Raw genomic sequence first — 26,002 nt, forward strand, 5'->3', positions numbered from 1 at the left:
ATGGATTTTATGCCATTACCTTTTGTAGAGGTGTTTCGAAGAAAGTCTGGCTTTGATTATGAGTCAACGGCAGTTCTGGACATATGGAAATCAATGAGTGTCAAAGAAAATTTCAAGTCAGCCAATACTTTTGAAACGGTTGTTCTTTTAAAGTACATGCCAAAAGAATTAATGGACGAAGACACAGTGCTATTAATTAATAATTGCTTTTACTATATTGATTCTATTATTTGCGATGATTTGAGCAGTGGATTAATTACAATTTCTGGGAAATCTCTTTTTGCAAAAGCTGGTAAGAGAATTGTTTATCGAATTTACAATCAAACCAAAAGACCAGAACTGATTTGCTACGATCATTTACGGAACGAAGTGGTCTCTCCGTCAGATGCAAAAAGAAAAATAAGTTATTTATCTGTCGAACAACCGCCAGCAATTACTAATTCAAACATTAGTTATCAAAACAGTTATGGGAATGTTGAAGAAGAAATAGAGGGACTGTGTGAAAGTTACAATTTTGGTTTTGACGAAATTCCTATCTCGAATGGGCGTATTGGTTCAACATCAAACGGCCAAGTTGGAACAAATATTCGTTTTAGAAAAAGTGAAGATGTTTCTAGTGTAGTTCAATTTAGTGCAGAGTTTGAAAATGTCACTAATGAATCATTAGAAAAGAACAACTATGATGAAGCGACTACAGCCCTTATTTATGGAGAAGGCGAAGGAAAAGCTCGTAAGCATACTCAGGTAAATAACAATTTGAGTGGCCTCGAACGAAAAGAAATATACGTCGATGCTCGTGACTTACAACAGACTGTTGATGATGTAAAAATGCCAGATGCACAATATATTGCCACATTGCAATCAAGAGGAAAAGAAAAATTAACTGAACAACCAAGAGTTTTGGCATTGAATGGGACTATCAATTTGAATGATAGTCTTTTTGTTTATGGTCGAGATTATAAATTGGGGGATCGAGTAAAACGTATTTCTTCTTTTGGCTATTCAGATACAGTAGTTCTAAATTCTGTAACGCAAACCTGGGATGAGAAGGGATACCATATTGACGGTGAATTCGGTAACCAAAGTAAAACAATTATTGATGTAATCAAGAGAAAAGGAAAGTAGGTGGTTATTTTTGGCGGAATTAAGTTTATTTTATGATGCCGTTTTGCAAGATGATGGCACATACGATCGTGCCTATACATCGGCAGACTGGGCAAAATACTTTGAAAATATCTTTCGCAATGGCGTCATGATGTCAGTCGGTGAAGCATTGAGAGTGACTGCAGCTGATTCTGTTGGGATGAGAGTTGTTGTAAAATCAGGTTCAGCAAGTTTAAAAGGTTATCAATATATAAATACGTCTGCTTTTGCAGTACCAATTGACGTTGCTTCTTCAACACAAGATCGAACAGACTCTATTGTTGTTCGGCACGACATGAACGCTAGACAAGCTTATGTAGCAGTCAAAAAAGGTAATGTGACAGTCGAACGCACGCCAGATGTATTTGAAATTCAGTTGGCCACTGTCAGAGTGCCAAGAAACAGTACAGCTATTACAGCAGATTTAATCACAGATAAGCGCCCGGATGAAAAAGTATGTGGTTATTCAACACCGTTTGAAAATGTATCAGTTTCGGGAATGGAAGATAAATATACTGCTATGCTGAATACCATTATTGAAAATATGAATCAATACACGGAAGAACAAAAGAAAAACTTAGAAGCTGATATGCAGGCGGTCGTTGCTAAAGGGGATGAGTACATTCAGGAAGCTCAAAAAGATTGGCAAGATTTTTTAGCCACAGTTTCCAACGATATGGAAGGTGATGTTGCACTAAACTTGCAAAAGAAAATAGCAGCAGTAACACCAGATCAATTGATTTTTACAAAGAAAAATTTACCTTTTGAATATCCTGAAATTGATGTCTTAGCATGGCATGACGGTTTAGGTGTTGCACCTTTGGGAGAAGAAAATTGGGTTGGAGAAGTGCCAGAATCAATTCCGTTTAAAGCGGGTTATCCAAGCAAAAATGAATTGACTGTAAAAGTTCCAATCAATTGGAATTTGTCTTCACCAACTATCAAAGAAACAGCGCCTAATATCTTTCTTCTTAATGAGGGAAATAAAAGTGTACAGATTAAAATTAAGGAGTCGAAATAAATGAAAACAAATTTTGAACGAGGACAGTTAAACGCGCAAGATGACTTGAATCTTAACTTTAAAGAAATAGAAGAGTTTATGACAAAAGAGCCACCATTTGAAGCATACTTTGGGACCGGACCTGATGAGAGTGATATTTCATCAGGTTATACTTATGTATTAGGTCCTTTGGTAGGTACTGATTTGGGGCATAGTCAATCAAATTTACCTTTTGTAATTAGCGCAGACAAAACTTCAATTACTTTCACAAGAGAAGCAACTATTAGTATCATCAGCACTTTCAAATTTCACGGTAGTAGCGGTGGTACTGATTATGCTTATGCAATTGCAAGTATTGGATCTAAAAACTATTATATTTCTCAGATAGGTGCTCCACCTTCATTGTCATTAGACAAAGCTAGTACAATAGATGGGTCTGCTAACGTTAAAGTACAAGAGGGGGATGTGCTTAAGTTCAAGGCAAGTATTCGGGAGGGTAAAAAGCTTTTCCGTACGGCCCTTGTTTCGTTAGCTATAAAAGAAATTAAGGGTATTTAATGCTGGAAGATAAAACCGGAGGTGAGTCAGTGGAAAAATATTTTAACCACCTGTCAATTGTGGCAAGTATTGTAGGTGGTATTTGCGTTAGCTTTCTTGGGGGAATGGATCAGTTGCTAGATGTTTTGTTATTTTTGATGATTGTTGATTTTGTAACAGGTTGGCTTAAAGCAATCGCTACTAAATCCCTATCAAGCAAAATAGGTATGTTGGGAATCGCCAAAAAAGTAATGATTTTATTTGTAGTGGCAGTTTCTGTGAAAGTTGAAAGTATTGTAGGGAATAATATTCCTATTAGGGAAATGGTGATTATTTTTTACATTGCAAATGAAGGCATTTCATTTTGCGAGAATGTATTGGAGTTCATTCCTTTGCCAGAAAAATTAAAGGATTATTTTATTCAGTTGAGAAATAAAGATAAGAATTGAAGCGGCTTGTGTCGTTTCTTTTTTTGTTTAAAAAATAGGAAAGAGGTTTTTAAATGAAAAAGAAAATTTTAGCAGGAGCGCTTGTCGCTCTGTTTTTTATGCCTACAGCTGTATTTGCCGCAAAAGGAGACCAAGGCGTTGACTGGGCTATTTACCAAGGTGAACAAGGTCGTTTTGGCTATGCACATGATAAATTCGCTATCGCTCAAATTGGCGGCTACAATGCTAGTGGTATTTACGAGCAGTATACCTATAAAACGCAAGTAGCAAGTGCCATTGCTCAAGGAAAACGAGCGCACACTTATATCTGGTACGATACGTTCGGTAGTATGGACATTGCCAAAACGACAATGGATTATTTCTTGCCACGCATCCAAACGCCTAAAAATTCCATCGTTGCATTAGATTTTGAACATGGCGCTAGTTCTGATGTAAACGCAAATACAGAAACGATTTTGTATGGTATGCGCCGTATCAAACAAGCAGGGTATACGCCAATGTATTACAGCTATAAACCTTTTACGTTGCAATACGTGGACTATCAGAGAATTATTAAAGAGTTTCCTAATTCCTTATGGATTGCTGCCTATCCCAGTTATGAGCTAACGCCAGAACCATTGTATAACTATTTTCCAAGTATGGATGGTATTGCAATTTGGCAATTTACCTCAACTTATATTGCAGGCGGTTTAGATGGTAACGTAGACTTAACAGGAATTACGGATAACGGATATACAGCTACTGACAAACCAGAAACGGACACACCAGCTATTGAGGAAGGTAAAGAAGTAGATAAAACACCTACTTCTGCAGTTAAAGTCGGTGATACCGTCAAGGTGAAATTTAATGTAGATGCATGGGCAACTGGTGAAGCTATTCCGCAATGGGTAAAAGGAAACAGTTATAAAGTGCAAGAAGTTACTGGAAGCAGAGTATTGTTAGAAGGCATTTTGTCATGGATTAGCAAAGGTGATATTGAATTATTACCAGATGCAGCAACTGTTCCTGATAAACAACCAGAAGCGACTCATGTGGTACAATACGGCGAAACATTATCAAGCATTGCTTATCAATACGGAACAAACTATCAAACATTGGCTGCATTAAATGGATTGACAAATCCAAATCTTATTTACCCTGGCCAAATTTTGAAAGTAAATGGATCAGTAGTAAGCAACATTTACACAGTTCAATACGGTGATAATTTATCAAGTATTGCAGCTAAGCTTGGTACGACTTATCAAACCTTAGCTGCATTAAACGGATTAGCAAATCCTAACTTGATTTATCCTGGTCAAACATTGAACTATTGATAGTTCAAATATAAAATAAGGATACGCTTATTAAATTCTCTTGAGTCGCCTTTCCCAAGGTGGATCTTTTCAGTAGCATTAAATCAGTTGTCAGAACAAACGGCTTATAATCAACCGTGAATGTAAATAAGACCGACAAATATAACGATACCTATAAAAAAATAAAGCAAAAACCCACTCTCTTGTTAGAGTGGGATATTTATGTTATGAATAATATATGGTATAATTGGATGGGATAAAGACGGTCCAATTTATAAGGAGTGTAAATAAAAGATGAATATTCAGAACACAGTAATAGCTCCGCTTTTAGTTGCGGGAGCGTTAGGCTTTGTAAACTATTCAATATTAAGTAGATTAGACGTAATTAATCTTACTAAAGAAATGAAAGAAGATAAGAAATCATATATGATGTTGTTTGGTACAGCTAATTACTTTTTGTTCATTTTTTTGCAATATTTCTTTTCTAGAATTTTCACAGAGGAAGCCTTTAGTAGTTCTATTTCTTTTTTTATCACTTGTGTTGTTACTATCTTGGTTACTTATCTGACTGGAGAAAAAATTGGAAAACAAATAAATAGATGTTTGAATAGAAAGAGGAAAAAATCAGGGAAATCTATTTACGATTCAAGAAGTGTAAAAAATATTTCACTAAATTTAGATGAATCTTGTCCGATGTATGTGTATGATTTTGATAATAAATTAATATTTGCTGGGTATTCAGGTTGGTTTTCAACGTCAGAAGAATTAGATTTTGAATTTACAATGGTTCCTTTCAATGATAAGCCGAAGATGTATGAGTACGAAGAATTACTAGAGTATGTAGAAAGTATTGATGTAGAATCAAAAGTCTACATCAATACAGACAAAAAGATAAAAATCATATTACTTACTTCTTAGGTGGCGGCGTAGCTTGACTTCTATTAGGCTGTTGTGTACCAATGGAACGTGTCTCTTGGTCGCCATTTTGAGGACGTGGTGTTGAAGATTTATCAACAGGGCGATTTGGCATATAATTTCACCTCATTTCAAAATTTATTCGTCCGTATGCCAGTACGGACTTTTTTATTATACCATGAAACAAAAACTCATCAGAGGCGGTGGCTTGATTACCAAATCAAGGGGAAAAAGTTGTAAATGGTTGTAGAAATTCATGCCGTCAAAAATTATAAAAATCTTGATTTTTAGGCGTTTTTATAAGGGGGCGGAACAATAGATATACTTAATAAACAAAATGGCAGAACCTTATCAAGCTTTAGCACAACGGAACGGATTAGCAAATCCTAACTTGATTTATCCTGGTCAAACATTGAATTATTAAGAAATAAGCAAATCCCTACTTCTCGCTGTGAGAGGTAGGGATTTTTTTGTTTGTAATTTTAAACGTTATTTGCATGTATAAATATGTAAATAATTTGATGAAATAAAAATAGACTTTAAAATGATCAGAATGCAAAATCAGTGCAAAATATTTTGCATTTCTCTACATTTTTATCCTTTTCTTATAGAAATTAAAAGAGCTAAAACCTTATGAAATAAAGGTTTTAGCTCTTTTTTGTTTTTCTCTACTTTTCTAAAAATGGAGACGGCGGGAGTCGAACCCGCGTCCAAACATATTGCCACTTAAATCTCTACGTTCATAGACACTCATTTAAAGGTTCGCTTTACAGCGTGCCGAGTGACAGGCATTCTGTATTGCTAGTCTGGTAAGCTCTTCTAAATTTTACAGACGGAAAAATTTAGCGTATCCCACTTCGATTAGGACCCTGACCCGAGCACATGGGCGATGCCGGGAGGATCTTCGCTAGCTGGTTTTTAGGCAGCTAAAGCGAAAGAATTGTTTTCGTTTTTAGCAGTTATATTTAACTGTAACGTTTTAACGTAGCCGTAACCTACGAAACGCAATTCAAGCTCAACTATGCCTGTCGAATCCGTAACGCCCCCGAAATAACATAAGTATCCCTTGATACTTATCAAAGTATAGCATAAATTCCTTGTTTTTTCAAAGAGTAGGATAACACTCTGTTAGATATTCATAAAAAGAGGAAGGATGGACCGTAACTCAGTTCATCCTTCCTCTTTTTATGAAAGTGTGTGGGTATGTTTTGTAATCCATTGTTGCAAACGGATATTCAACCAAAAACCATAAATTCCTAAAGTAATTATAGTTAATAAAAGCCATTTAATCCAATGACCGAATAATTGCATAGCTGTACCGTCAAAATAAAGGCGTTTACCATCAATAACGGTATGCTTGATTTTCCAGTTGTACATCATACAAATTCCCCAAGGTGCGCAAATGCCTAATGTAAAGACAGTAATCAAGGTTGCTAAAATTGAAGTCCCGATATACGTTGCTAAACCACCGTCAAAATATGAATTTTTCATTCTTTTCCTCCTTATCTCATAAACTTTATTATAACAAGAATAAATGGCCTGGGAAACAAAATGAGGATGAAATAAGTATTTTTATTCATTATTGATGTGAAATATGTTATTTATGCAACTCAAACTTGGCAGCATTAGATATTTTGTAACAAATGTTATCTAATGTAACTACCATAATAAAACGTTTTCCTTAGGAAGTGAATTAGAAATTTAAAAAAAAGGCTACTTAAATGAGCATTAATATTGTGCGAGACATATCTTTTTGCTATTGTCAACTTCTGAAAAAGACCACTAAGTGGAAAAAATAAGAGAAAAGAAGGGTGAATAATTTTTTATGACAAAAAGTGTAAAATTTTTAGTGTTACTGTTGGTAATGATTCTACCAATTGCGGGGGCGTTATTAATTGGTCCAATTTCATTTGGAGCCGAATTGAGCAAAAGTCCAATCGTTGACAAAGTAGAATTAGATCACACTACTTTATATCAAGGGGAGATGACCTCCATTAAAGTATCTTTTAGTGACAAAGAAAATCAGAAAATAAAACCCGGAGATACAATTACTTTAACCTTACCAGACGCACTAGTCGGAATGACCGAGAACGATGGCTCACCACGAAAAATCAATTTAAATGGTTTAGGAGAAGTTTTCATTTATAAAGATCATGTTGTAGCAACATTTAACGAAAAAGTTGAATCTTTACATAATGTGAATGGGCATTTTTCTTTCGGGATTAAAACGCTTATCACCAATAGTTCGCAACCGAATGTGATAGAAACGGATTTCGGAACAGCAACGGCGACTCAACGTTTGACGATTGAAGGAGTGACTAACACAGAGACTGGCCAAATTGAGCGAGACTATCCGTTTTTTTATAAAGTAGGCGATTTGGCTGGAGAGTCAAATCAAGTACGCTGGTTTTTAAATGTGAACCTCAATAAATCCGATGTCACAGAAGATATTTCAATTGCGGATCGACAAGGAAGTGGTCAACAATTAAATAAAGAGAGTTTTACATTTGATATTGTGAATGACAAAGAAACTAAATATATTTCACTTGCCGAGTTTGAGCAACAAGGTTATGGCAAAATTGACTTCGTGACAGATAATGACTTTAATTTACGTTTTTATCGGGATAAAGCACGCTTTACTTCCTTTATCGTCCGTTACACTTCGACAATCACAGAAGCAGGCCAACATCAAGCGACATTTGAAAATAGTTATGACATCAATTATCAACTAAACAATCAAGAAGCAACGAATGAAAAAAATACATCTCAGGTTAAAAATGTTTTTGTAGAAGGCGAGGCAAGCGGTAATCAAAATGTGGAAATGCCAACAGAAGAAAGTCTAGACATTCCTTTAGAGACAATAGAAGAATGGGAACCAAAGACACCTACTTCGGAACAGGCAACAGAAACAAGTGAAAAGACAGACACAACAGAAACCGCAGAAAGCAGCCAACCAGAAGTTCACGTCTCACCAACAGAAGAAGAAAATCCAGATGAAAGTGAAACGTTAGGTACAATTGAACCAATCATACCTGAAAAACCAAGTGTGACAACTGAAGAGAATGGCGCAACAGAAACTGCAGAAAGCAGCCAACCAGAAGTTCATGTCTCACCAACAGAAGAAAAAAATCCAGATGAAAGTGAAACGTTAGGTACAATTGAACCAATCATACCTGAAAAACCAAGTGTGACAACTGAAGAGAATGGCGCAACAGAAACTGCAGAAAGCAGCCAACCAGAAGTTCATGTGTCGCCAACGGAAGAAGAAAATCCAGATGAAAGTGAAACGTTAGGTACGATTGAGCCAATCATACCTGAAAAACCAAGTGTGACAACTGAAGAGAACGGCGCAACAGAAACTGCAGAAAGCAGCCAACCAGAAGTTCATGTGTCGCCAACAGAAGAAGAAAATCCAGATGAAAGTGAAACACTAGGCACGATTGAGTCAATCATACCTGAAAAACCAAGTGTGACAACTGAAGAGAACGGCACAACAGAAACCGCAGAAAGCAGTCAACCAGAAGTCCATGTCTCACCAACAAAAGAAATTACTACAACTGAGAAAAAACAGCCATCCACAGAAACAACTGTGGAGACAAATAAAAATGTTACATCAAAAAATCAACCACAAATACTAAACGCTCCATTAAATACATTGAAAAATGAAGGAAGCCCACAATTGGTTCCCCAACTGCTTAGTGAACCAATTCAAAAATTAAATGAAGCAAACGGGCAACGAGAACTTCCCAAAACAGGCACAACAAAAACACCGTTTATGTTAATAGCAGGAATACTGGCAAGTACATTTGCCGTTTTAGGTGTAAGTTATCTACAAATCAGAAAGAATTAACAATAGAAAAGCCATCCAGCTTTCGCTGGGGGGCTTTTCTATTATCTGGAGATAAATTGCTGATAGGCACCAATCAAAAACTATGCTACAGTAAGGTATATAATGCTCGAAAAGGAGGGAGTAAATGACTAAAAAAATATGGTCGCACTTTCGGAAAAGCTTCACTTGGTACATTTTGATTGGCGTGATTGTTTCATTATGTAGTGCTTTAGCAATTTATTTTTTTCAACAGTTGTTAGATCATTATCAAAAAAGTTTCCAACTAGGGTTGTTAGTAGCGTATGGAACGACAATTATTTTAATTCCGCTATTGTCTTATTGTGAACAGAAACCAAAAGCTTACTTAACTAATGGCATCTATTTCTATTTGAAGAAATTAAGTTTAATAAAAATGAGCAAGATTTCCTATGAAGAATATCTAAAACTGGGAGCGGGAGCTTTACTACAAAAAGTAGAAGTTGGTGCAGCAGCTGGGAGAAATATCCACTTGAATTTTTATGGGCGCTTATTTCGAGAGCTAATTCCAGAGACGTTATTTAATTTATTTTTCATAGCATTGATTGATAAAAAATTATTACCAGCAATTCTAATTGGTTATGTGATTGTATTTATTTTAACCAAAATACTTTTGAAAACGCTACAAAAAATGAAAGAAAAAACACTTATTTCTGAAGAAGCAATGAATGCTACTTTGATACGAGGGATGACAGAACTAGTAACTTTTAGAATTAATCGAAAATATAAAAAAGAGATTGAAAATTACGCGTTAATGGCAGAGGAAAATAGTCAAAATATAACAAAAATGACTATGATCCATGAATTTTTCTTTGGCTTTTTTGCCTTGTTAGTCGCACTTATCAAAGTAAGCATTGTCGTACTTAGTTTTACTAACGTTGTGACATTAAGTTTAGGTGGACTTGTAGCGATAGTGATGTATATCGATCGAATTTATACGCCGATAGCCATATTTAATGTTTTATTTGTTCAATATAATTTGGATAAAGTAGCCTATCAGCGCTTGGAAGATTTTTATAAAAAAGAAGATGATCCTGACTTAGCGGTTTCCGGCAAAGCGTTACCTGAAATTCAAACAATTTCATTAAAAGATGTGTGTTTTAGCGTAGATAGTCAAACGATTATGTCCCAACAAAATCGACAATTTTCAATGAATAAAACCTATGGCTTGATTGGAAAAAGTGGGACAGGCAAATCTACCCTGATTAAATTGATTTTAGGATTATTGAAGCCGACAGAGGGGACAATTTATGTGAATCAATTTCCTCTAACACAATTTAATTTGGAAGATTATTATGAAAAAGTTTTTTATTTATCTCAAGATGTGCCAATATTTCAAGGAACGTTAAAAGAAAATATTGTATTTAATCAAGAAATTTCTGATGAACAAGTAATTGAAGCTATGTATCGTTTTCAGTTGGGGGAACTTTATGAACGGTTGCCGGAAGGCTTAAATACTATTGTGAGTGAAAAAGGAATGAATTTTTCTGGTGGCGAGAAACAACGGATTGCTTTCACGCGCTTAGCATTTACACAAGCAGAGATCCTTATTTTAGATGAGGCGACTTCCGCATTGGACGAAAAGACCGAAGAAAAAGTGTTACAAGAAGTACAAAAATTTACCCACAATAAGTTGACTATTTTGGTTACTCATCGACCTAAAACCCTGCGATTTGTAGATGAAATTATTGATTTAAATGAGTGAACTTGTTAGCTCTTTGGCGCTTCTTTTGCTACACTTTTTATAAGAATTGAGAGAAAGGGGCAACTGTTGATGAATAATAATGAGCAAGAATTAGCGGAATTTTGGGATGAATTTGCAGAAGAATATGAAGAAATTCAACAAGAATCGCCATTTCCAATTGCCCGAGAATTACGTGATTTCTTGGTCCAAGAAGGTCTTTTTCCGTGTCAGACATTTCTGGATATCGCAGGTGGGACGGGACGATATTTACCTTTTTTTCAAGAGCAAGTCACGGAGTATACGCTAGCCGATATTTCTCAGAGAATGTTGGAGATTGCGGAAGCAAAAGCACAAAGCAACGTTGTTTTTCTTCACCAAAGCCAAGAAAGACTGATTGAGACTGGGAAAAAATTTCAAGTCGTTTTTTCAGCGATGAACCCTGCTTTGGATACGCCGGAAAAAGTTAATGCATTGTGCCAATTAAGTGAAGAATGGTGTCTTATATTTCGGCTAGTGGAAGAGCAAGATTCGTTGTTTTCTCCTTTTGAGCAAGAGAGCAACCCGCAGTTAAATTGGATGGCAAAATACAAAGCATTTCTAAAAAAAGAACAGCGCCCTTTTTTCACAAAAAAATTTTTCTTTGAAGCATCAGAAGCTATTTCAAAAGACTTTTTCCGCAACTATTTTGAAGAACAATGGTCAGTTCCAATTTTAGAACAACGCATACAAGAAATTTTTGGTTCTCATGAAATTAAGCAAAATCAGCGTACCATTATTTATGAATTAATTGTTATTCCATGTAAAAAAACAACCAGCGATGACTAATTATCGCTGGTCGTTTTTCGGTTATTTAATTGTGCGAAAGCTTTTTCTGGAATCTCTTTTTTATCAATTTTGACAGGAGATTGGATGATTCTTTTTTTACTAATGGTTGCTTCTATGTAAGCATTTGGTTCCAAAGGTTGCGGATTTTTGTCTGTCCGTTCGTAATCCATGACTTGTGTTTTTCCATTACTTTTAACAAAAGTTAGTCGATAGTGTAAAGAATATTGACCATCTATGCTTTTTTGATTGTCATCTACTGTTTGTTTTCGTTCAGGAATTTCTAGAGGAACTTGTGCATAGGCTTTTTCACCCTTATATGTATCTGCATAATAACGATAGCCTGTATAACCACCAACAATCAATAAGCCAATAAATAAAATAGCGCCGATTTTTTTCATTTTTTCTCCTCCTAACAATTTACAAAAATAGCATAGCAAAAGAAGAAGGAGATGGAACATCGAAAAAACGAACAGTTCTCTTACAAAACTGTTCGTTTTTTCAGTCTATTTAGCTTTCATCAGAGAGTAGAAAGGAATCATTTTTCTTACGATAACTAAAGAAAATAACAAAGTACAATAGGCCTGTTAAAAGAGTAACGCCTAACGAATTTGTAAATAAGATGCCAATAAAGATGAGGCCTAAAATGATTAAAGCAAGGAGATTAATACTTTTTTCAAAGAGAGACCCTCGTTTTAAAGACAGAACAAACGCCGCAGCGCTAATTAAAATCCAAATTAGCAAGACAGTGTAAGAGAGAGAACCGGCTAAGTAACCAAATAATTCATCGCCAACAAAATAAGAAAGAATAACGCCCAGATATAAAACACTTGCGCAGAAGAAAACTGAACGTTGAGGTACTTGGTGCTTGTTTAAAACCGCTAGTTTACTCATGGGTCCTTTTTTATCTTTTAAGCGAAAATATAAAAGGCGAGAAGAGGCGTATACCCCAGAATTAATAGAAGAAAACAAGGCTAAAATAATCACAAAATTTACGATGTCAGCAGCAAAAGGTATATTCATTTTTTCAAAAACCATAACAAATGGACTCACCGTTGTGCCTGCTAATGTATTCCAAGGGAAAATAATCAAAAGTAAGAATAATGGAATGATATAGAAGGAAATAATCCGTCCCATCACACCACGAATCGCTTTAGGAATGGCTTTTTTAGGATCATCTGCTTCACTGACAGTAATCGCGATTAATTCTGAACCGCCATAAGAATAAATAACTACTAATAAAGAATTAACAATACCTTTCATGCCATGTGGGGCGAAGCCACCATGATCGGTGATACTTTGTAAAGTAGGGAAGACACCACTGCCTAGCATTTGTTGTCCCACCAGATAAACACCAAAAATAATTAACAAAATGATGACACTAATTTTAGCAAACGCCAACCAATATTCTGTTTCTGCAAATAAACGAACCGAGTAAAGATTGATGAGCGTCGTTAAAATAGCTAAAATGAAAACAAAAAACCAAGCAGGAATATTAGGAAACCAAAGTTGTAAAAAGGAAGCTGCGGCAACCGCTTCTGCGATAATATTAATTGTCCACATGGAATAATAAACCCAATCAATAAAATCAGCAGAATGTGCACCTAAAAATGGTCGAACTAAGCCAGACAAACCATGATGTGTGTCTCCGCCATCTAAAACGAGTTTTCCTAAACCACTCATGACGATGAAGAGAACAGCACCGCCAATTAGAAAGGCGATTAAAACAGAAGGACCAGCAATACCAATTGCTTCGCCACTTCCTTTAAAAAGACCTGCGCCAATCGCTCCCCCTAAGGCTAACATCGTAATGTGGCGCGAGCTTAATTGTTTTTTTAAGGTTGTTTGTTGTGTTTCACTCATAGGATTCTCCTTTAATTGAAAAAAATAATATGAAAATAACTTTCTTTATTATATACAATTTTCTGACAATTACAACTATTCTGTCAATGAAAATGAAAAAATAAGTGAAAAATATTATGAAAATAAAAAAATTGAGCAATTTAAGTGATTAAAATCGCTCAATTTTTTTATTAATTTTTATTTTTTAATAGAGTCATAATTGTTAATGGAACAGTAATGACTACATAGCCGATGATACTAGCCACTACTAAATAAGCTATAGGACTTGAGAAATTAAATAAGTCCGTTAAAAGTATTGCGACAATCATTGAAATAGCATAACAAATGAATAATTGAATAAACCGCTTTGCAGACAAAAAATCACCTCTTCCTAATTAGTTAAAGTCTCTTTTCAATCATTTAGTATACACCTGAAAAGAAGAATAAACTATCATTAATTAAAAGAAAAAGTGAAACAACTAGCGGATTTTTTGTTCAGCTGATTATCTTAAGAATTAGAAAATGGGACATAAGTCATCTCGACTTATGTCCCATTTTCATTTATGACGTTGGCTTCGTGTAAATTGAGAAGTCTCGTCTTCTCTAGTGGTTGGTTGCTGTGTTCGTTGTACGGCTTGCTTTTCCGGCTCGCTCTTTTTTGCAACATCAGTCACAACATTTGGCTTCTGAGAAGGGGGAACGGTTGTTTTTTTGTTTAAAGTTGGCGTAGTTCTTTTTGTTTCTTTCTTTTGTTTCTTTTTATTATTTTTATCATTTCCAGTGACTGTCAAATAGATAATCAGAAAAATCATTAGGATCGTTGCAACAATTAATAGAATAAACATGTTAAATGAAATGAACATGCATGGCCCTCGTTTCTCGTTTTTTCTTAGTTTACCAAAATTTCAAAATTTCGTCACTCTTTTCTTCAGAAAAAACGAATTTCAAAGGGGTTAAAAGAAACTTTTATAAAAAAGCCTCCTTTTTTGTGTGAAAATGCACAAAATTTCTGGAATCGTTTGCTGTTAAAACCAGATACTGGTAAAATAATTATTGTATAAGAATCATTTTAAAAAACGATTTTTGTTACAAATAACGTATTTGTTGAAAAGGCACTGTGAAGTAGTTAGAGACGACAGCCAAGTGACTTTTAATGACAGCCGCCCAATTAATTTCATGGAGCCTTTTCGTAGAAAACGAGGAGGTTATTTTGCGTGAAAGTGAGTATATTTTCGACATGCGTGGTGGATTTACTTTTTCCAAATGTAGGGCAAGCAATGGTAGAGGTTTTGGAACGGTATGGCTGTGAAACGGTTTTACCAACAAGCCAAACGTGTTGTGGTCAGCCAACGTATAATAGTGGCTATGTGACAGAGAGCACGACAACGCTTAAGAATCAAATTGATAGTTTTGACGGTGCCGATTATGTGGTGGGACCTGCGGGGTCTTGTGTCGGCATGATGAAAGAATACCACAAATTTTTAGCAGATGATCCTATTTATGGACCAAAAGCACAACGTTTAGCTGAGCGAACTTATGAGTTTAGTCAGTTTCTTTATCGTGTCTTAGGGGTCAAAGATGTTGGCGCAACGCTATATGGGAAAGCCACTTATCATCGTTCTTGTCATATGACGCGAATTTTAAATGAACGAGAATCGCCCTTTGTTTTGTTGGATCATGTGAAAGGATTAGAAATGATTCCTTTAGGACATCTTGAAAATTGTTGCGGATTTGGCGGAACGTTTTCAGTGAAAATGCCAGCTATTTCTGAACAAATGGTGACGGAAAAAATGAACGATGTGATTGATACAGGCGCAGAAATTTTAATTAGTGCGGACATGGGTTGCCTGATGAATATCGGGGGTAAATTCAATCGTGATGGGAAAAAGATTAAGATTATGCATATTGCAGAAGTCCTTAATCACGAAGTGGATGAAGCACGCATGGACCAACCACAAATCATATCGGTAGGGTAAGGGGGAAGAACTGTGGGATTATCAACGAGCAATAAGCCGTTAAGTGAACGAATTGAAGAAAGTAAAAAAGATGTGTTTATGCAAAAGGCTGTCGCCAAAGCACAAGATGCCCAATGGGAGAAACGAGAAGGTGCGCGGGAAGCTTTAGGCAATTGGCCACAATGGCGTGAACTGGGAGAACAAATTCGCCAACATACAATTCAATATCTGCCTGACTATTTAGAAGAGTTCAGTGATAACGTTGCCAAACGAGGTGGCAAAGTCTTTTTTGCTCAAACCGCCGAAGAGGCCAATGAATATGTGAAACAAGTGGTTCTAGAAAAAAAGGCGAAAAAAATTGTGAAATCTAAATCAATGGTGACGACCGAAGTCGATATTGATCCAATGTTATTGGGATTAGACGATGTCAGTGTGATGGAAACAGATTTGGCGGAATTCATTTTACAAATGGATGACTGGGATGAGCCGTCACATATTGTTTTCCCAAGTATTCATAAAAATCGCGAACAGATTCGTCAGGTTTTTGCGAAAAAATTAGGGTATCAAGGAGATAATGACCCAGTAAATTTGGCACGCTGTGCACGAGAAGTGATGCGCAAATTCTTTTTGGAAGCGGAGATTGGCATTACAGGTTGTAATTTCGCTATTGCGGATAGCGGCTTAATTAACTTAAATACAAATGAAGGAAATGCTGATTTGACCATCAGTATTCCTAAGACACAAATCGTGTTAATGGGGATGGAAAGAATCGTACCAACAATGCGTGAAGCAGAGGTTTTAGATAACCTTTTAGCCAGAAGTGCCGTTGGTCAAAATTTAACAACGTATGTGACGTTTGCCGGGCAAAAAAATGCGGATGAATCCGATGGTCCAGAAGAATTTCACGTGGTCATTTTGGATAACGGGCGTTCAAAAGCGTTAGGAACAGCCTTTCAGCCAGTCTTACAGTGTATTCGTTGTGGGTCTTGTCTGAATGTTTGTCCGGTCTATCGCCATATTGGAGGGCACGGTTATGGCTCTATTTATCCAGGACCAATTGGTGCTGTGCTTTCTCCAATTTTAGGTGGATATAAACAGTTTGGGGAATTGCCTTATGCGTCTAGTCTTTGTGGGGCATGTACGGAAACATGTCCTGTGAAAATTCCATTGCACGAATTATTAATTGAACATCGTAAAGTGATGACCGATGATCTGAAAATGAAACATGGATTTGAAGATTTCCAAATGCGTATGGTAGGTAAAGCCACTGGTTCACCAGCAATGTTTAAAGCAGCCATGAAAGTCGATCATGCTGCAGCGGGCATTTTAAGTAAACAAAAAGACATTACTGTTGAAAACATGTACAATCATGGGGGCTACCTTGATAAAGGACCAGGGTTAGTAAAAGGTTGGACCGATGTTCGTGATTTGCCAAGACCACCAAAATCTTCAGAAAACTTCAGAAGTTGGTTCAAAAAACATCAAGAAGGTGAAAAAAATGACTAACGAAGCGATTCAAAATCGAGAACCTTTTTTACAAAATCTACGAGAAAAATTAGGCGTAGAAAAACAGCCTGTTTCGGCCCATCCATTTGAGCCAGTTAATCATTTACCAGAAGAACAGTTGGCAGATAAAACACCAGCAGAGCTATTAACGATTGTGAAAGAACGTGTGGAAACGATTCACACGAACTTAGTGGAAACTACACAAGAAAATTTACTGACGACGATTCAGCAAATTGTTGCTGAGTTCGGTGGAGGCAATCTTTTATTGCCAACAGATGCACGTTTTGAAGCTTATGGATTAGCTGATTTAGCTAAGTCATTAGAGGCTGTTTCTGTTAAGCAATGGCAACCTGGAAGTGAGCAACGAGAAGCGAATATTCAAACAGCTGCTCAGGCAAATATCGCGATTGCCTTTGCTGAGTTTTTACTAGCTGAATCAGGAACGATTGTGGTGGAGTCCAATGCGGGGCAAGGCAGAGCTTTACACTTTTTACCGAAGCATTACATTTCAATTATACCGTTTAGCAAACTCGTTCCACGTTCGACTCAGCCAGCAGCTTTTTATACAGAAAAAATAGAAAAAGGCGAAAAAATCGGCTCAGCGATTCACTTTATTTCAGGGCCTTCTAATTCAGGAGATATTGAAATGCAACTGGTTGTCGGGTTGCATGGTCCTTTAGAAGTTTGTTACGTGGTTGTGATGGATCGCTAAAACGCTAGAAGCATAATCAATTCAGCCCTTTTTAGAATTGATTATGCTTTTTTTATGGGCAGGATCAAAAAAGTAAGAATCAAATTTGAAAGAAATACGTTTTTTTTCTGACCATTTTGTAAAAAAAGCGTACATAAAAATTAATTGAGTGTTAAGCACTATAGGATTGATTTACTTTGTGGTAGAATATGAGACATAAGATAATAAGGTTTTTGGAGGAATGAGTTTGAAATCAAAAGAATTAATTAAAACAGTCGTCTTTTTTGCCTGTTTAGCTTTGGGTCTGTTTTTACTGAGACAATTTGTATTTACGCCTGTCGTAGTGAGAGGTCATTCAATGGATCCAACGTTAGCAGATGGTGAACGGGTAATTACATTAAAAAACACAGAAATTAATCGTTTCGATATTATTACTTTCCCAGCGCCAGATGAACCAGATAAAAATTATATTAAACGTGTGATTGGTTTACCTGGAGATACAATTGCGTACAAGGATGATACGTTGTACATCAATGGAAAAGAAGTTGACGAACCCTATTTAGATGAATTTAAAAAAGCCTTAACAGATGGTCAACCTTTGACAGGCGATTTTTCATTAAAAGAAAAAGTACCAGCAGATAGCTACTTTGTTTTAGGTGATAATCGACGGAATTCAAAAGACGGTCGTGTCATTGGTTTTATTCATAAAAAAGATATTTTGGGTGAAGTGAAATTTGTGATGTGGCCATTCTCACGGTTTGGTCCAATACCAGAAGTGTCAAAACAATAAAAGAGACAATGAGTAAAAGAGAAGGACGGAAATGTGTAAAAACAAACACATGTTTCCGTCCTTCTTTTGTGGTAAAATAAAGGCAGTGCAAAGGAAAAGGATGTGAAACCATGAGTGTGCAGTTTATTAGAGGAACCGCTGTGGCAGATTTAGAAGCGCCACTTATACAGGCGACAAAACAATGGCTAGAGGAAGACGCACAGCATGAAGTATTCTATTTAGTCCCGAACCATATTAAGTTTGAGCAAGAAATTCAAGTCTTGCAAAAGTTACGTCAATTACAGACAACTACGTCTGATTCAATAACCAGTACCCGTCTGCAGGTTTTTAGTTTTTATCGTTTGGCTTGGTACTATTTACAACATACACCTTTTTACTCGGCAGATGTTTTATCTGACGCAGGTGCTGCGATGATTTTTCGCAAAATTTTAGTAGAAGCAGAAGAAGAGTTACAAATTTTTAGAGGTGAAATTAACAAGCCTGGCTTTATTCAGCAACTATTTCAGCTTTATCAAGAAATGCGCGAAGGCAATATTGAGATTGCGGAGCTTTATCCATTTTTAGAAAAACAAACGGAGAACCCTAAAGGACAAGATTTACAACTTAAGTTTCAAGATTTAACGTTGATTTTTACGCGATTCCAATTACAAATGAGTCAGTATGGCTATGAATCAGCGGAGATTATTCAACATTTAAGCGAGTATTTACAAACGGTTGATTTGTCGAATGTTCAATTCGTTATTTCAGGCTATCAGCAGTTTACTGCCAGAGAATTAAAGTTGATTGAAGTGCTAATGGCGCAAGCAGGTTCTGTGAAAGTAGCCCTCTTATTGGACAAACAATATCCGCATGACTTACCTGATCCGCGGTCGTTATTTTATGAAGCGGGACAAACCTATCATCAGCTTTATCAACTAGCAAGACAGAAGCAAATCCCGATTCTTTCAGATTATGTGGAAAAGAAAGAGGTATTAATTACAAACCCAGACTTGCAAGGATTAAATGATTATTGGATTCAATCGCAAGAGCACCTGCCTCCATTAAGCACAACTGACTGGAGAGGCGATGGCTTATTTCTGTGGCGTGCTGAAAACGTTAAAGAAGAATTAACACATGTTGCAACCGAAATTCGCCGTTTAGTGGTGGAAGAAGGGTATCGGTACAAAGAAATTCAGGTGTTGACTCGTGATTTAGATTGTTATGAAAATTTATTAGAACCGATTTTTGCGGAACACGAGATTCCTGTTTATGTCGACCGAGATATGGCTATGGATCGGCATCCTTTAGTCGAATGGATTGAATCTTTATTTGCTATTCATTCGTACAATTATCGTTATCGCGATGTGCTCCGTTTTTTGAGAACGGAATTATTTATGCCAATGAATCAACTCGCTACTTCTGAAGAAAGCTTGACTGATTGGTTAAACCAACGGAACGCTTGGCGCAGAAAAGTTGATATTACCGAAAATGTAGTCCTGGCATACGGCTATGAAGGTTATTATTGGTCGCAAGAAAAAGATTGGGAATTTATTCGGTATGATTTTGAAGCGGAAGAGCAAGAAGATGTCGCTACGATGGAAGAAGAGTCAAATGCGATTCGTCAATCGCTTCAACGGCTGCTACCTAGTTACTTTCAAGCAATGATAAGTGCCAAAACTGGTTTGGAAGCAGCGACCGTCTTCTATCACTTTTTACTGCAAAGTGGTGTGGCAACACAATTAAAAATGTGGCGCTTACAAGCTATCGAAGCAGGTCAACTAGAAACAGCTCGTAACCATGAACAGACTTGGGATGCATTGATGTCGTTACTAGATGAATACGTCACTGTTTACGGAGAAAGTTCGTTTGATTTTACAACGTTTCAAGAAATATTTGTTAGTGGCTTGGAAGGTTTGCACTATAGTAAAGTGCCGACAGCGATTGACCAAGTACAAGTTCGCGCAATGGATTTAACTCGACCTGGCGCTGCCAAGGTTACTTTTGCTATTGGGATGACGGAAGAAATTTTTCCACAAAAGATTGAAAATAAAACACTGTTGTCTGATGAAGAACGTCAGACAATCAATGATACGTTAACGGAAAACCAATATTTACGTGGGACAACCGGACGCAAAATTGCGCAAGAACCTTATGTTGCGTATCTTGTCTTTTCTTCAGCGCGAGAACGGTTATATTTAACCTATCCAAGTGTTAAAGACACCGCTCAAGAAGTCAAACCGTCTCCTTATTTTAAAAATATCCAAAAAGATTTAAACTTGCCCGTTTTTGAAAAAAATGAAACAACCATTTTCGATGATGAAACGACCAGTTTAGCCCATATTAGTACGTATCGGACGTTAATCGGTGAATTAACGCGTTTGAAAAGACAACGGAAAGAAACACAAGAAGGATTGTTGCCTTTCTGGTTAAATATGGAAAAAGCGCTAATGAACCAATCAATTGCGCCGCTAGCCAAGCAAGTTTTCGAAAGTTTAACGCATCAAAATATTCCTGAAAAGATTGATGAGGTCTTAGCAGAACCTTTATATGGTAAAGATATTTATACATCTGTTTCTCGGATGGAGAGTTTTTATCGGTGTCAATATCAATACTTTTCTCGCTATGGCTTACGTTTGAAAGAAAGAGATGTCTTTGGGCTTTCACCAGCAGCTACAGGAGAATTTTTCCATGAAGCATTGGATCAGTTCTTTAAATTATTGATTATGAATCAACGGAACTTATCTGAATTAACCGATCAGGAAGTCAATTTATTGGCGGAGGAAGTACTAAATAGTATTTTAGGGGATGCACGTTTTTCTGTATTAACGACCTCTAGTCGCATGAACTATATTCGCTATCAATTAAGTCAAACAATTAAAAAAGTCAGTTGGGCGCTGAAACGCCAAAGCCAACGAAGTGGCATGACGACTGTTCAAACAGAAGTGTTATTTGGCCAAATTGCCGCTAAAAAAGGAATTTCTGGTTTGGAATTACCATTAAAAAATCAAGGGAAGATTCATGTTCGGGGAAAAATCGACCGGATTGATCAATTGGTTACACCCGAATCAACCTATTTAGGTGTGATTGATTATAAATCGAGTCACCGTAAATTTAATATGACAGAAGCGTATTACGGCTTAGCCATGCAAATGCTGACGTACTTGGATGTGGCTTTAATGGATGCTGTGCAATTAGTTGGTCAAGAAGCTAAACCTGCTGGCTCACTTTATCTGCATGTACACAATCCTACGTTATCTTATGAAGGCAAAGACGACATTGAACAACAAATGCTTAAAAAATATCAGTTTGATGGTCTTTTGATGAAAGACCCAGATTTATTGGATCATTTAGATACGAGTCTGCAAGCTAAACAAAGTTCGTTGCTGTTTCCGATTGAAGAATCCGCCAAAGAACAAATTAAACCTGGTCGTCGCCAAGAAGATAAATTTGTGACAGAACCAGAACTAGGCGCGTTGCTTTCCCATAACCGAAATAAATTTATTGAAGCGGGGAATCAAATTATTGGCGGCGAAGTTCAACTTAATCCCGCTTATCAAGGCAAGGAACGGATTGCTTGTCGCTATTGTCCGTTTCGAAGTGTCTGTGATTTTGATGTGATGTTAAAAGAAAATAATTATCATCGCATTGAGAATTTATCCAAAGAGGAAATTATGGCGCGCTTGTTAAACAAAGATGAGGAAGGAGCAACCGAAGATGAGTAAAACAATTCCACTACGTCCAGCCAATGAGCAATTCACCGACAGTCAATGGCAAGCGGTGTTTGATGGCGATGAAAATATCTTAGTTTCTGCTTCGGCTGGCTCAGGAAAAACCACTGTTTTAGTCCGCCGTGTCATTGAAAAAGTCAAAAGCGGCGTCGATATCGATCGTCTCTTGATTGTGACGTACACTGAAGCCGCCGCCCGTGAGATGAAAGAACGTATCCAAGTGGCTTTACAAAAGGCAATGAATGAAGAACAAAATCCAGAAAGAAGACGGCATTTTTCTCGTCAAATTGCTCTTTTGCCAACAGCCAATATCAGCACGTTACATGCCTTTTGTTTAACTGTTATTCGTCGTTTTTATTATTTAATTGACATAGATCCAGTTTTTCGGATGTTAACAGATGAAACAGAAACATTGTTATTAAAAGAAGATGTTTGGGATGCATTACGTGAACAATTTTATGCGGAAAATCAAGAAGAATTTTACCAATTAACAGCGAATTTTTCCAATGACCGTAGTGATGACGGACTCACTAACTTAATTTTTTCTTTTTATGAATTTGCCAAAGCCAATCCTGATCCAGAGGCGTGGATTAATGGCTTAACACAAGCCTACGAAGTAGGGGATCGGCTAGGCGAATCAACGTTATTTCAGACGTATTTAAAACCGCTAGCCGTTGAGACGTTACAACGAACTCTTCAGCGTTACGAAGAAATGGTGACCTTAACAGAGGGCGAAGAGAAACTTCAAAAGATTTGGTATTTAGCTCAAAATGAAAAGGAACAAACAAAACAATTTTTACAATTTTTAGAGAGAAATGATTTAGAAAGCGCCTATAATTTGACTGAATTGTTGAGCTTTGACCGCTACCCAACGGTTCGTGCCGAAGAGTTGAAACCAACCGCGGAACAAGCCAAACAGTTACGAGAACAAAATAAAAAAGCGTTAAATGATTTGAAAAAGCAACTGTTTACACTTTCTCCAGATGCCATGAAACAAGTCTTGAAAGAGGCCACGCCCATTGTTCAAGAAATGGCTCACGTGGGGAAACAATTTATGGAGGCCTATGGCGCAGAAAAACGGCTTAAAAATTTAGTGGATTTTAATGATTTAGAACATTATACGTTAGCTATTTTAGCGAAAAATCAGGCAGATGGCTGGCAAGCATCAGAAGCCTCTCTTTACTATCGCGAAAAATTTGATGAAGTGTTAGTCGATGAATACCAAGATATCAATCAATTACAAGAATCTATTTTGTATTGGTTGCGCCGCCCGCTTAGCGCAGAAGGAAACCTTTTTATGGTAGGAGATGTGAAACAGTCTATTTATTCTTTCCGCTTGGCAGACCCTACATTGTTTATTGAAAAATACAATCAGTATGGGCAAGGCAAAGAGGGCAAACGAATTATTCTAGCTGAAAATTTTCGTTCCCGCAAAGACGTTTTAGACTTTACGAATTTAGTATTTAGTCAATTAATGGATGAGCGAGTGGGCCAAATTGCTTACGATGAGTCAGCTGCTTTGGTTCATGGTTTTGATCAATTTTCGGAGGCGGCTGATTATTCAACTGAATTGCTAATTTATGAAAAAAAAGCAACAGAATCAGTTGAATTTCCAGAATTACAATCCCCTGAGTTGTTGATTGAAGATAAGACAGAAGGGGAACTTTACGTTACTGCTTTGAAAATTCGTGAATTAATTGACCAAAATTTCTTGATTTATGATAAAAAGCTGAAAACGGATCGACCGATTACTTATCAAGATATTGTCTTATTAACGCCTACGAAGAAAAATAATTTAACTATTTTAGATGTTTTTAAATCATTAGAAATTCCAGTTCAAGTCAATGATGCTCAAAATTATTTCCAAGCAACGGAAATTCGTACAATGATTGCCTTGCTTCAATTGATTGATAATCCCTATCAAGACATTCCTTTGGCAGCTGTGTTACGTTCACCAATTGTTGGATTAAAAGAAAACGAATTAGTGCTTATTCGTTTGGCTAATAAGGAAGCCAGTTACTACGAAGCATTTTTAACGTTTAATCAAAAGATGGAACCAACCATGGAGGAAGCAGTTGTTCAGGAAAAAACTATACGTTTTGCTGAATCATTAGAAAAATGGCGGGAACAGGCTCGACGCAACCAGATTAGCACCTTGCTGTGGACGATTTATCGGGAAACGGCCTACCTTGATTATGTTGGCGGGTTGCCTGTTGGCAAACAACGCCAAGCCAATTTATATGCGTTGGTTGATCGGGCCGCGGCGTATGAAAAAACAACCTTCCGCGGATTATTTCAATTTGTTCGCTTCATCGAAAAAATGCAAGAAAAAGACAAAGATTTAGCGGAACCAGTCGTTTTAAGTGAAGAGAATGCCGTACGCGTCATGACGATTCACGCTAGTAAAGGGTTAGAATTTCCGGTGGTATTCGTTTTAGATATGACCAAAGAATTTAATGTCAGTGATTTGAATGAACGCTATATCTTTGAAGAAAATTTAGGCGTAGGCATTCGTTATTTACAACCTGAAGAACGAGTTATGTACGACACTTTACCATTTTTGGCGATTAAACAAGTACGATTGAGAAAATTACTATCCGAAGAAATGCGGAAGTTATATGTGGCGTTGACACGCGCAGAACAGAAACTTTTTCTGGTGGGCTCCTATAAAGACCAAGCGGCGATGTGGAAAGAGTGGCTGAAAGTTGGCGATGTAGAAACACTGGTGCTACCAGCTGAAAATCGCTTGCAAAGTAAAAGTAGTTTAATGAATTGGGTTGGGATGACATTGGTACGTCATCAAAAAGCCGATGAATATCAGCAAGAAGTAGTAGTAAGTAACGTTCCGCAAGTCAAAAAGCACCCAGCTAACTTTCATATTCAGTGGTTCAACGAAGAACAACTACGAGCAGCCATTCAGCAATTACAATTGCCAGAAAGACAAGCAGAGGATTTAGCCGAAAAAGCGCAATTATCTGCTGACAAAATCAATCGTGGCCTTGCACGGTTAAGTTTCAACTATCCGTTTGAAGTGGCTACTCGGACTACCAGTTATCAGTCTGTTTCTGAAATCAAGCGAGTATTTGATGACCCCGACAACAAAGAAATTGGTAAAATTGAGGTTCGGGAAGACAATACTATTCAAGCGCAACCGTTGATTGTCAATCGAATGATTGAAGGAGATTTAAGTAAGCCTAAATTTTTAGATACGGTTCAAGCGCCCTCAGCAGCTGAAATTGGGACAGCAACCCATTATTTATTACAACTAATTGATTTAAGTAAGCAACCTTCTTACGAGGAAGTGCGAGCTGTTCAAGAACGCTTAGTGGAAAATAAATTGATTTTACCAGCAATTGCTGAAAAAATGAATCTGGAGCAAATCGTGGCCTTCTTTGACACCGCCTTAGGAAAACAATTGATTCAACACCATCAAACCGTTAGAAGGGAACAACCTTTTTCTATGCTGATTGAAGCAGAAGAGCTCATTCAAAATTATCCAGAAACGACACAAGATGATTTATTAATTCATGGGATTATTGATGGCTATATCGAATTAGACAATCAATGCATTTTGTATGACTATAAAACCGATCATGTAAAAGGCACCTCTCCCCAAGCAATTTCTGAAATTGTCGAACGGTATCGCGGACAGATGAATCTTTATCGTAGAGCGCTACAAGAGGCGACGCATAAAGAGGTGTCGCACGTCTATTTAATTTTATTAAATGGAGGAGTAATTATTGACATGCAGACAGGAAATGTTGTAGATTTTATAAAGTAGAAAAAATTAGAAGCAGAAACACT

Annotated in this window: 21 protein-coding genes, 1 other RNA gene and 1 pseudogene; 16 read left to right on the top strand and 7 right to left on the bottom strand. The window is 36.9% G+C overall.

Features of this window, described 5'->3' with window-relative positions; translation table 11 throughout:
* The 6 genes from AB3I34_RS00485 to AB3I34_RS00510 all read left to right on the top strand — a co-directional run bounded on the left by AB3I34_RS00485 (position 1) and on the right by AB3I34_RS00510 (position 5,339).
* The gene (locus AB3I34_RS00485) at positions 1-1,125 is read left to right on the top strand and encodes a siphovirus ReqiPepy6 Gp37-like family protein (RefSeq protein ID WP_015543660.1); all 1,125 of its coding nucleotides are present in this window, start codon (positions 1-3) and stop codon (positions 1,123-1,125) included.
* Positions 1,126-1,135: 10 nt separating this feature from the next.
* Positions 1,136-2,164, top strand: coding sequence for a structural protein (locus AB3I34_RS00490; RefSeq protein WP_085444128.1), 1,029 nt, complete (start codon positions 1,136-1,138; stop codon positions 2,162-2,164).
* The gene (locus AB3I34_RS00495) at positions 2,165-2,701 is read left to right on the top strand and encodes a hypothetical protein (protein WP_010717116.1); all 537 of its coding nucleotides are present in this window, start codon (positions 2,165-2,167) and stop codon (positions 2,699-2,701) included.
* Between the two features lie 29 nt (positions 2,702-2,730).
* The gene (locus AB3I34_RS00500) at positions 2,731-3,129 is read left to right on the top strand and encodes a holin family protein (protein WP_010708635.1); all 399 of its coding nucleotides are present in this window, start codon (positions 2,731-2,733) and stop codon (positions 3,127-3,129) included.
* 53 nt (positions 3,130-3,182) lie between these two features.
* Entirely contained in the window at positions 3,183-4,442 is a 1,260-nt protein-coding gene (locus AB3I34_RS00505) for a LysM peptidoglycan-binding domain-containing protein (protein ID WP_016630818.1), read from the top strand.
* Positions 4,443-4,715: 273 nt separating this feature from the next.
* Positions 4,716-5,339, top strand: a complete 624-nt coding sequence (locus tag AB3I34_RS00510) for a hypothetical protein (RefSeq protein ID WP_016630817.1) — start codon at positions 4,716-4,718, stop codon at positions 5,337-5,339.
* Here the strand turns inward: AB3I34_RS00510 and AB3I34_RS00515 are convergent.
* Entirely contained in the window at positions 5,329-5,451 is a 123-nt protein-coding gene (locus AB3I34_RS00515) for a hypothetical protein (RefSeq protein ID WP_016630816.1), read from the bottom strand. The genes AB3I34_RS00510 and AB3I34_RS00515 overlap by 11 nt on opposite strands.
* 234 nt (positions 5,452-5,685) lie before the next feature.
* On the opposite strand from AB3I34_RS00515, the pseudogene AB3I34_RS00520 reads away from it, so the two are divergent.
* Positions 5,686-5,760, top strand: a pseudogene (locus tag AB3I34_RS00520) (LysM peptidoglycan-binding domain-containing protein); the annotation flags it as partial.
* A 256-nt stretch (positions 5,761-6,016) separates the two neighbouring features.
* On the opposite strand, the gene ssrA reads toward AB3I34_RS00520, so the two are convergent.
* Positions 6,017-6,383, bottom strand: a transfer-messenger RNA (tmRNA) gene (ssrA, locus tag AB3I34_RS00525).
* Positions 6,384-6,521: 138 nt separating this feature from the next.
* Positions 6,522-6,827: a DUF898 family protein gene (locus AB3I34_RS00530; protein WP_002360604.1), complete on the bottom strand. Its 306-nt coding sequence runs from the start codon at positions 6,825-6,827 to the stop codon at positions 6,522-6,524.
* A gap of 334 nt (positions 6,828-7,161) precedes the next feature.
* Between AB3I34_RS00530 and ace the strand changes: the two genes are divergently transcribed.
* The 3 genes from ace (at position 7,162) to AB3I34_RS00545 (ending at position 11,710) form a co-directional block, all read left to right on the top strand.
* A complete protein-coding gene (gene ace / locus AB3I34_RS00535) occupies positions 7,162-9,186 on the top strand; it encodes a collagen-binding MSCRAMM adhesin Ace (RefSeq protein ID WP_078127106.1) in 2,025 nt (674 codons plus the stop codon).
* A 124-nt stretch (positions 9,187-9,310) separates the two neighbouring features.
* Entirely contained in the window at positions 9,311-10,906 is a 1,596-nt protein-coding gene (locus AB3I34_RS00540; RefSeq protein ID WP_010712288.1) for an ABC transporter ATP-binding protein, read from the top strand.
* Between the two features lie 69 nt (positions 10,907-10,975).
* Positions 10,976-11,710: a class I SAM-dependent methyltransferase gene (locus AB3I34_RS00545; RefSeq protein WP_078127105.1), complete on the top strand. Its 735-nt coding sequence runs from the start codon at positions 10,976-10,978 to the stop codon at positions 11,708-11,710.
* Here AB3I34_RS00545 and AB3I34_RS00550 read toward each other — a convergent pair.
* From AB3I34_RS00550 to AB3I34_RS00565, 4 genes are all read right to left on the bottom strand, one after another.
* Positions 11,707-12,108 carry a YxeA family protein gene (locus tag AB3I34_RS00550; RefSeq protein WP_002369637.1) on the bottom strand — a complete coding sequence of 134 codons (402 nt, stop codon included), beginning with the start codon at positions 12,106-12,108 and terminating at the stop codon, positions 11,707-11,709. The genes AB3I34_RS00545 and AB3I34_RS00550 overlap by 4 nt on opposite strands.
* A 109-nt stretch (positions 12,109-12,217) precedes the next feature.
* Positions 12,218-13,570 carry an amino acid permease gene (locus AB3I34_RS00555; RefSeq protein ID WP_002382100.1) on the bottom strand — a complete coding sequence of 451 codons (1,353 nt, stop codon included), beginning with the start codon at positions 13,568-13,570 and terminating at the stop codon, positions 12,218-12,220.
* A gap of 170 nt (positions 13,571-13,740) precedes the next feature.
* Positions 13,741-13,926 (bottom strand): hypothetical protein, encoded by a 186-nt coding sequence (locus AB3I34_RS00560; protein WP_002358046.1) that lies wholly within the window; start codon positions 13,924-13,926, stop codon positions 13,741-13,743.
* A 180-nt stretch (positions 13,927-14,106) separates the two neighbouring features.
* Complete coding sequence (locus AB3I34_RS00565; protein WP_002386008.1) at positions 14,107-14,394, bottom strand: hypothetical protein; 288 nt, start codon at positions 14,392-14,394, stop codon at positions 14,107-14,109.
* A gap of 369 nt (positions 14,395-14,763) precedes the next feature.
* On the opposite strand from AB3I34_RS00565, the gene AB3I34_RS00570 reads away from it, so the two are divergent.
* The 6 genes from AB3I34_RS00570 (at position 14,764) to addA (ending at position 25,979) form a co-directional block, all read left to right on the top strand.
* Positions 14,764-15,525, top strand: coding sequence for a (Fe-S)-binding protein (locus tag AB3I34_RS00570; protein WP_002360596.1), 762 nt, complete (start codon positions 14,764-14,766; stop codon positions 15,523-15,525).
* A 12-nt stretch (positions 15,526-15,537) separates the two neighbouring features.
* Complete coding sequence (locus AB3I34_RS00575; RefSeq protein WP_002365496.1) at positions 15,538-17,010, top strand: LutB/LldF family L-lactate oxidation iron-sulfur protein; 1,473 nt, start codon at positions 15,538-15,540, stop codon at positions 17,008-17,010.
* Positions 17,003-17,722, top strand: a complete 720-nt coding sequence (locus tag AB3I34_RS00580; protein WP_002361597.1) for a lactate utilization protein C — start codon at positions 17,003-17,005, stop codon at positions 17,720-17,722. Before AB3I34_RS00575 ends, AB3I34_RS00580 begins: the two co-directional genes overlap by 8 nt.
* A gap of 220 nt (positions 17,723-17,942) precedes the next feature.
* Complete coding sequence (lepB, locus tag AB3I34_RS00585) at positions 17,943-18,491, top strand: signal peptidase I (RefSeq protein ID WP_002358039.1); 549 nt, start codon at positions 17,943-17,945, stop codon at positions 18,489-18,491.
* A gap of 110 nt (positions 18,492-18,601) precedes the next feature.
* Positions 18,602-22,192 carry a PD-(D/E)XK nuclease family protein gene (locus tag AB3I34_RS00590; RefSeq protein ID WP_010712290.1) on the top strand — a complete coding sequence of 1,197 codons (3,591 nt, stop codon included), beginning with the start codon at positions 18,602-18,604 and terminating at the stop codon, positions 22,190-22,192.
* Entirely contained in the window at positions 22,185-25,979 is a 3,795-nt protein-coding gene (gene addA / locus AB3I34_RS00595; protein WP_010712291.1) for a helicase-exonuclease AddAB subunit AddA, read from the top strand. The genes AB3I34_RS00590 and addA overlap by 8 nt, the downstream gene beginning before the upstream one ends.
* Positions 25,980-26,002 lie beyond the last annotated feature (23 nt).

This window comes from Enterococcus sp. C102(2024), from assembly GCF_040888205.1.
Classification (GTDB): Bacteria; Bacillota; Bacilli; order Lactobacillales; family Enterococcaceae; genus Enterococcus; species Enterococcus faecalis.

What these genes read in the sequence shown, in the direction of transcription:
- AB3I34_RS00485 (WP_015543660.1), top strand. Translation starts at nt 1, where the DNA reads ATGGATTTTATGCCATTACCTTTTGTAGAGGTGTTTCGAAGAAAGTCT.
- AB3I34_RS00495 (WP_010717116.1), top strand. Translation starts at nt 2,165, where the DNA reads ATGAAAACAAATTTTGAACGAGGACAGTTAAACGCGCAAGATGACTTG.
- AB3I34_RS00505 (WP_016630818.1), top strand. Translation starts at nt 3,183, where the DNA reads ATGAAAAAGAAAATTTTAGCAGGAGCGCTTGTCGCTCTGTTTTTTATG.
- AB3I34_RS00510 (WP_016630817.1), top strand. Translation starts at nt 4,716, where the DNA reads ATGAATATTCAGAACACAGTAATAGCTCCGCTTTTAGTTGCGGGAGCG.
- AB3I34_RS00515 (WP_016630816.1), bottom strand. Translation starts at nt 5,451, where the DNA reads ATGCCAAATCGCCCTGTTGATAAATCTTCAACACCACGTCCTCAAAAT.
- AB3I34_RS00530 (WP_002360604.1), bottom strand. Translation starts at nt 6,827, where the DNA reads ATGAAAAATTCATATTTTGACGGTGGTTTAGCAACGTATATCGGGACT.
- ace (WP_078127106.1), top strand. Translation starts at nt 7,162, where the DNA reads ATGACAAAAAGTGTAAAATTTTTAGTGTTACTGTTGGTAATGATTCTA.
- AB3I34_RS00540 (WP_010712288.1), top strand. Translation starts at nt 9,311, where the DNA reads ATGACTAAAAAAATATGGTCGCACTTTCGGAAAAGCTTCACTTGGTAC.
- AB3I34_RS00545 (WP_078127105.1), top strand. Translation starts at nt 10,976, where the DNA reads ATGAATAATAATGAGCAAGAATTAGCGGAATTTTGGGATGAATTTGCA.
- AB3I34_RS00550 (WP_002369637.1), bottom strand. Translation starts at nt 12,108, where the DNA reads ATGAAAAAAATCGGCGCTATTTTATTTATTGGCTTATTGATTGTTGGT.
- AB3I34_RS00555 (WP_002382100.1), bottom strand. Translation starts at nt 13,570, where the DNA reads ATGAGTGAAACACAACAAACAACCTTAAAAAAACAATTAAGCTCGCGC.
- AB3I34_RS00565 (WP_002386008.1), bottom strand. Translation starts at nt 14,394, where the DNA reads ATGTTTATTCTATTAATTGTTGCAACGATCCTAATGATTTTTCTGATT.
- AB3I34_RS00580 (WP_002361597.1), top strand. Translation starts at nt 17,003, where the DNA reads ATGACTAACGAAGCGATTCAAAATCGAGAACCTTTTTTACAAAATCTA.
- lepB (WP_002358039.1), top strand. Translation starts at nt 17,943, where the DNA reads ATGAGTTTGAAATCAAAAGAATTAATTAAAACAGTCGTCTTTTTTGCC.
- AB3I34_RS00590 (WP_010712290.1), top strand. Translation starts at nt 18,602, where the DNA reads ATGAGTGTGCAGTTTATTAGAGGAACCGCTGTGGCAGATTTAGAAGCG.
- addA (WP_010712291.1), top strand. Translation starts at nt 22,185, where the DNA reads ATGAGTAAAACAATTCCACTACGTCCAGCCAATGAGCAATTCACCGAC.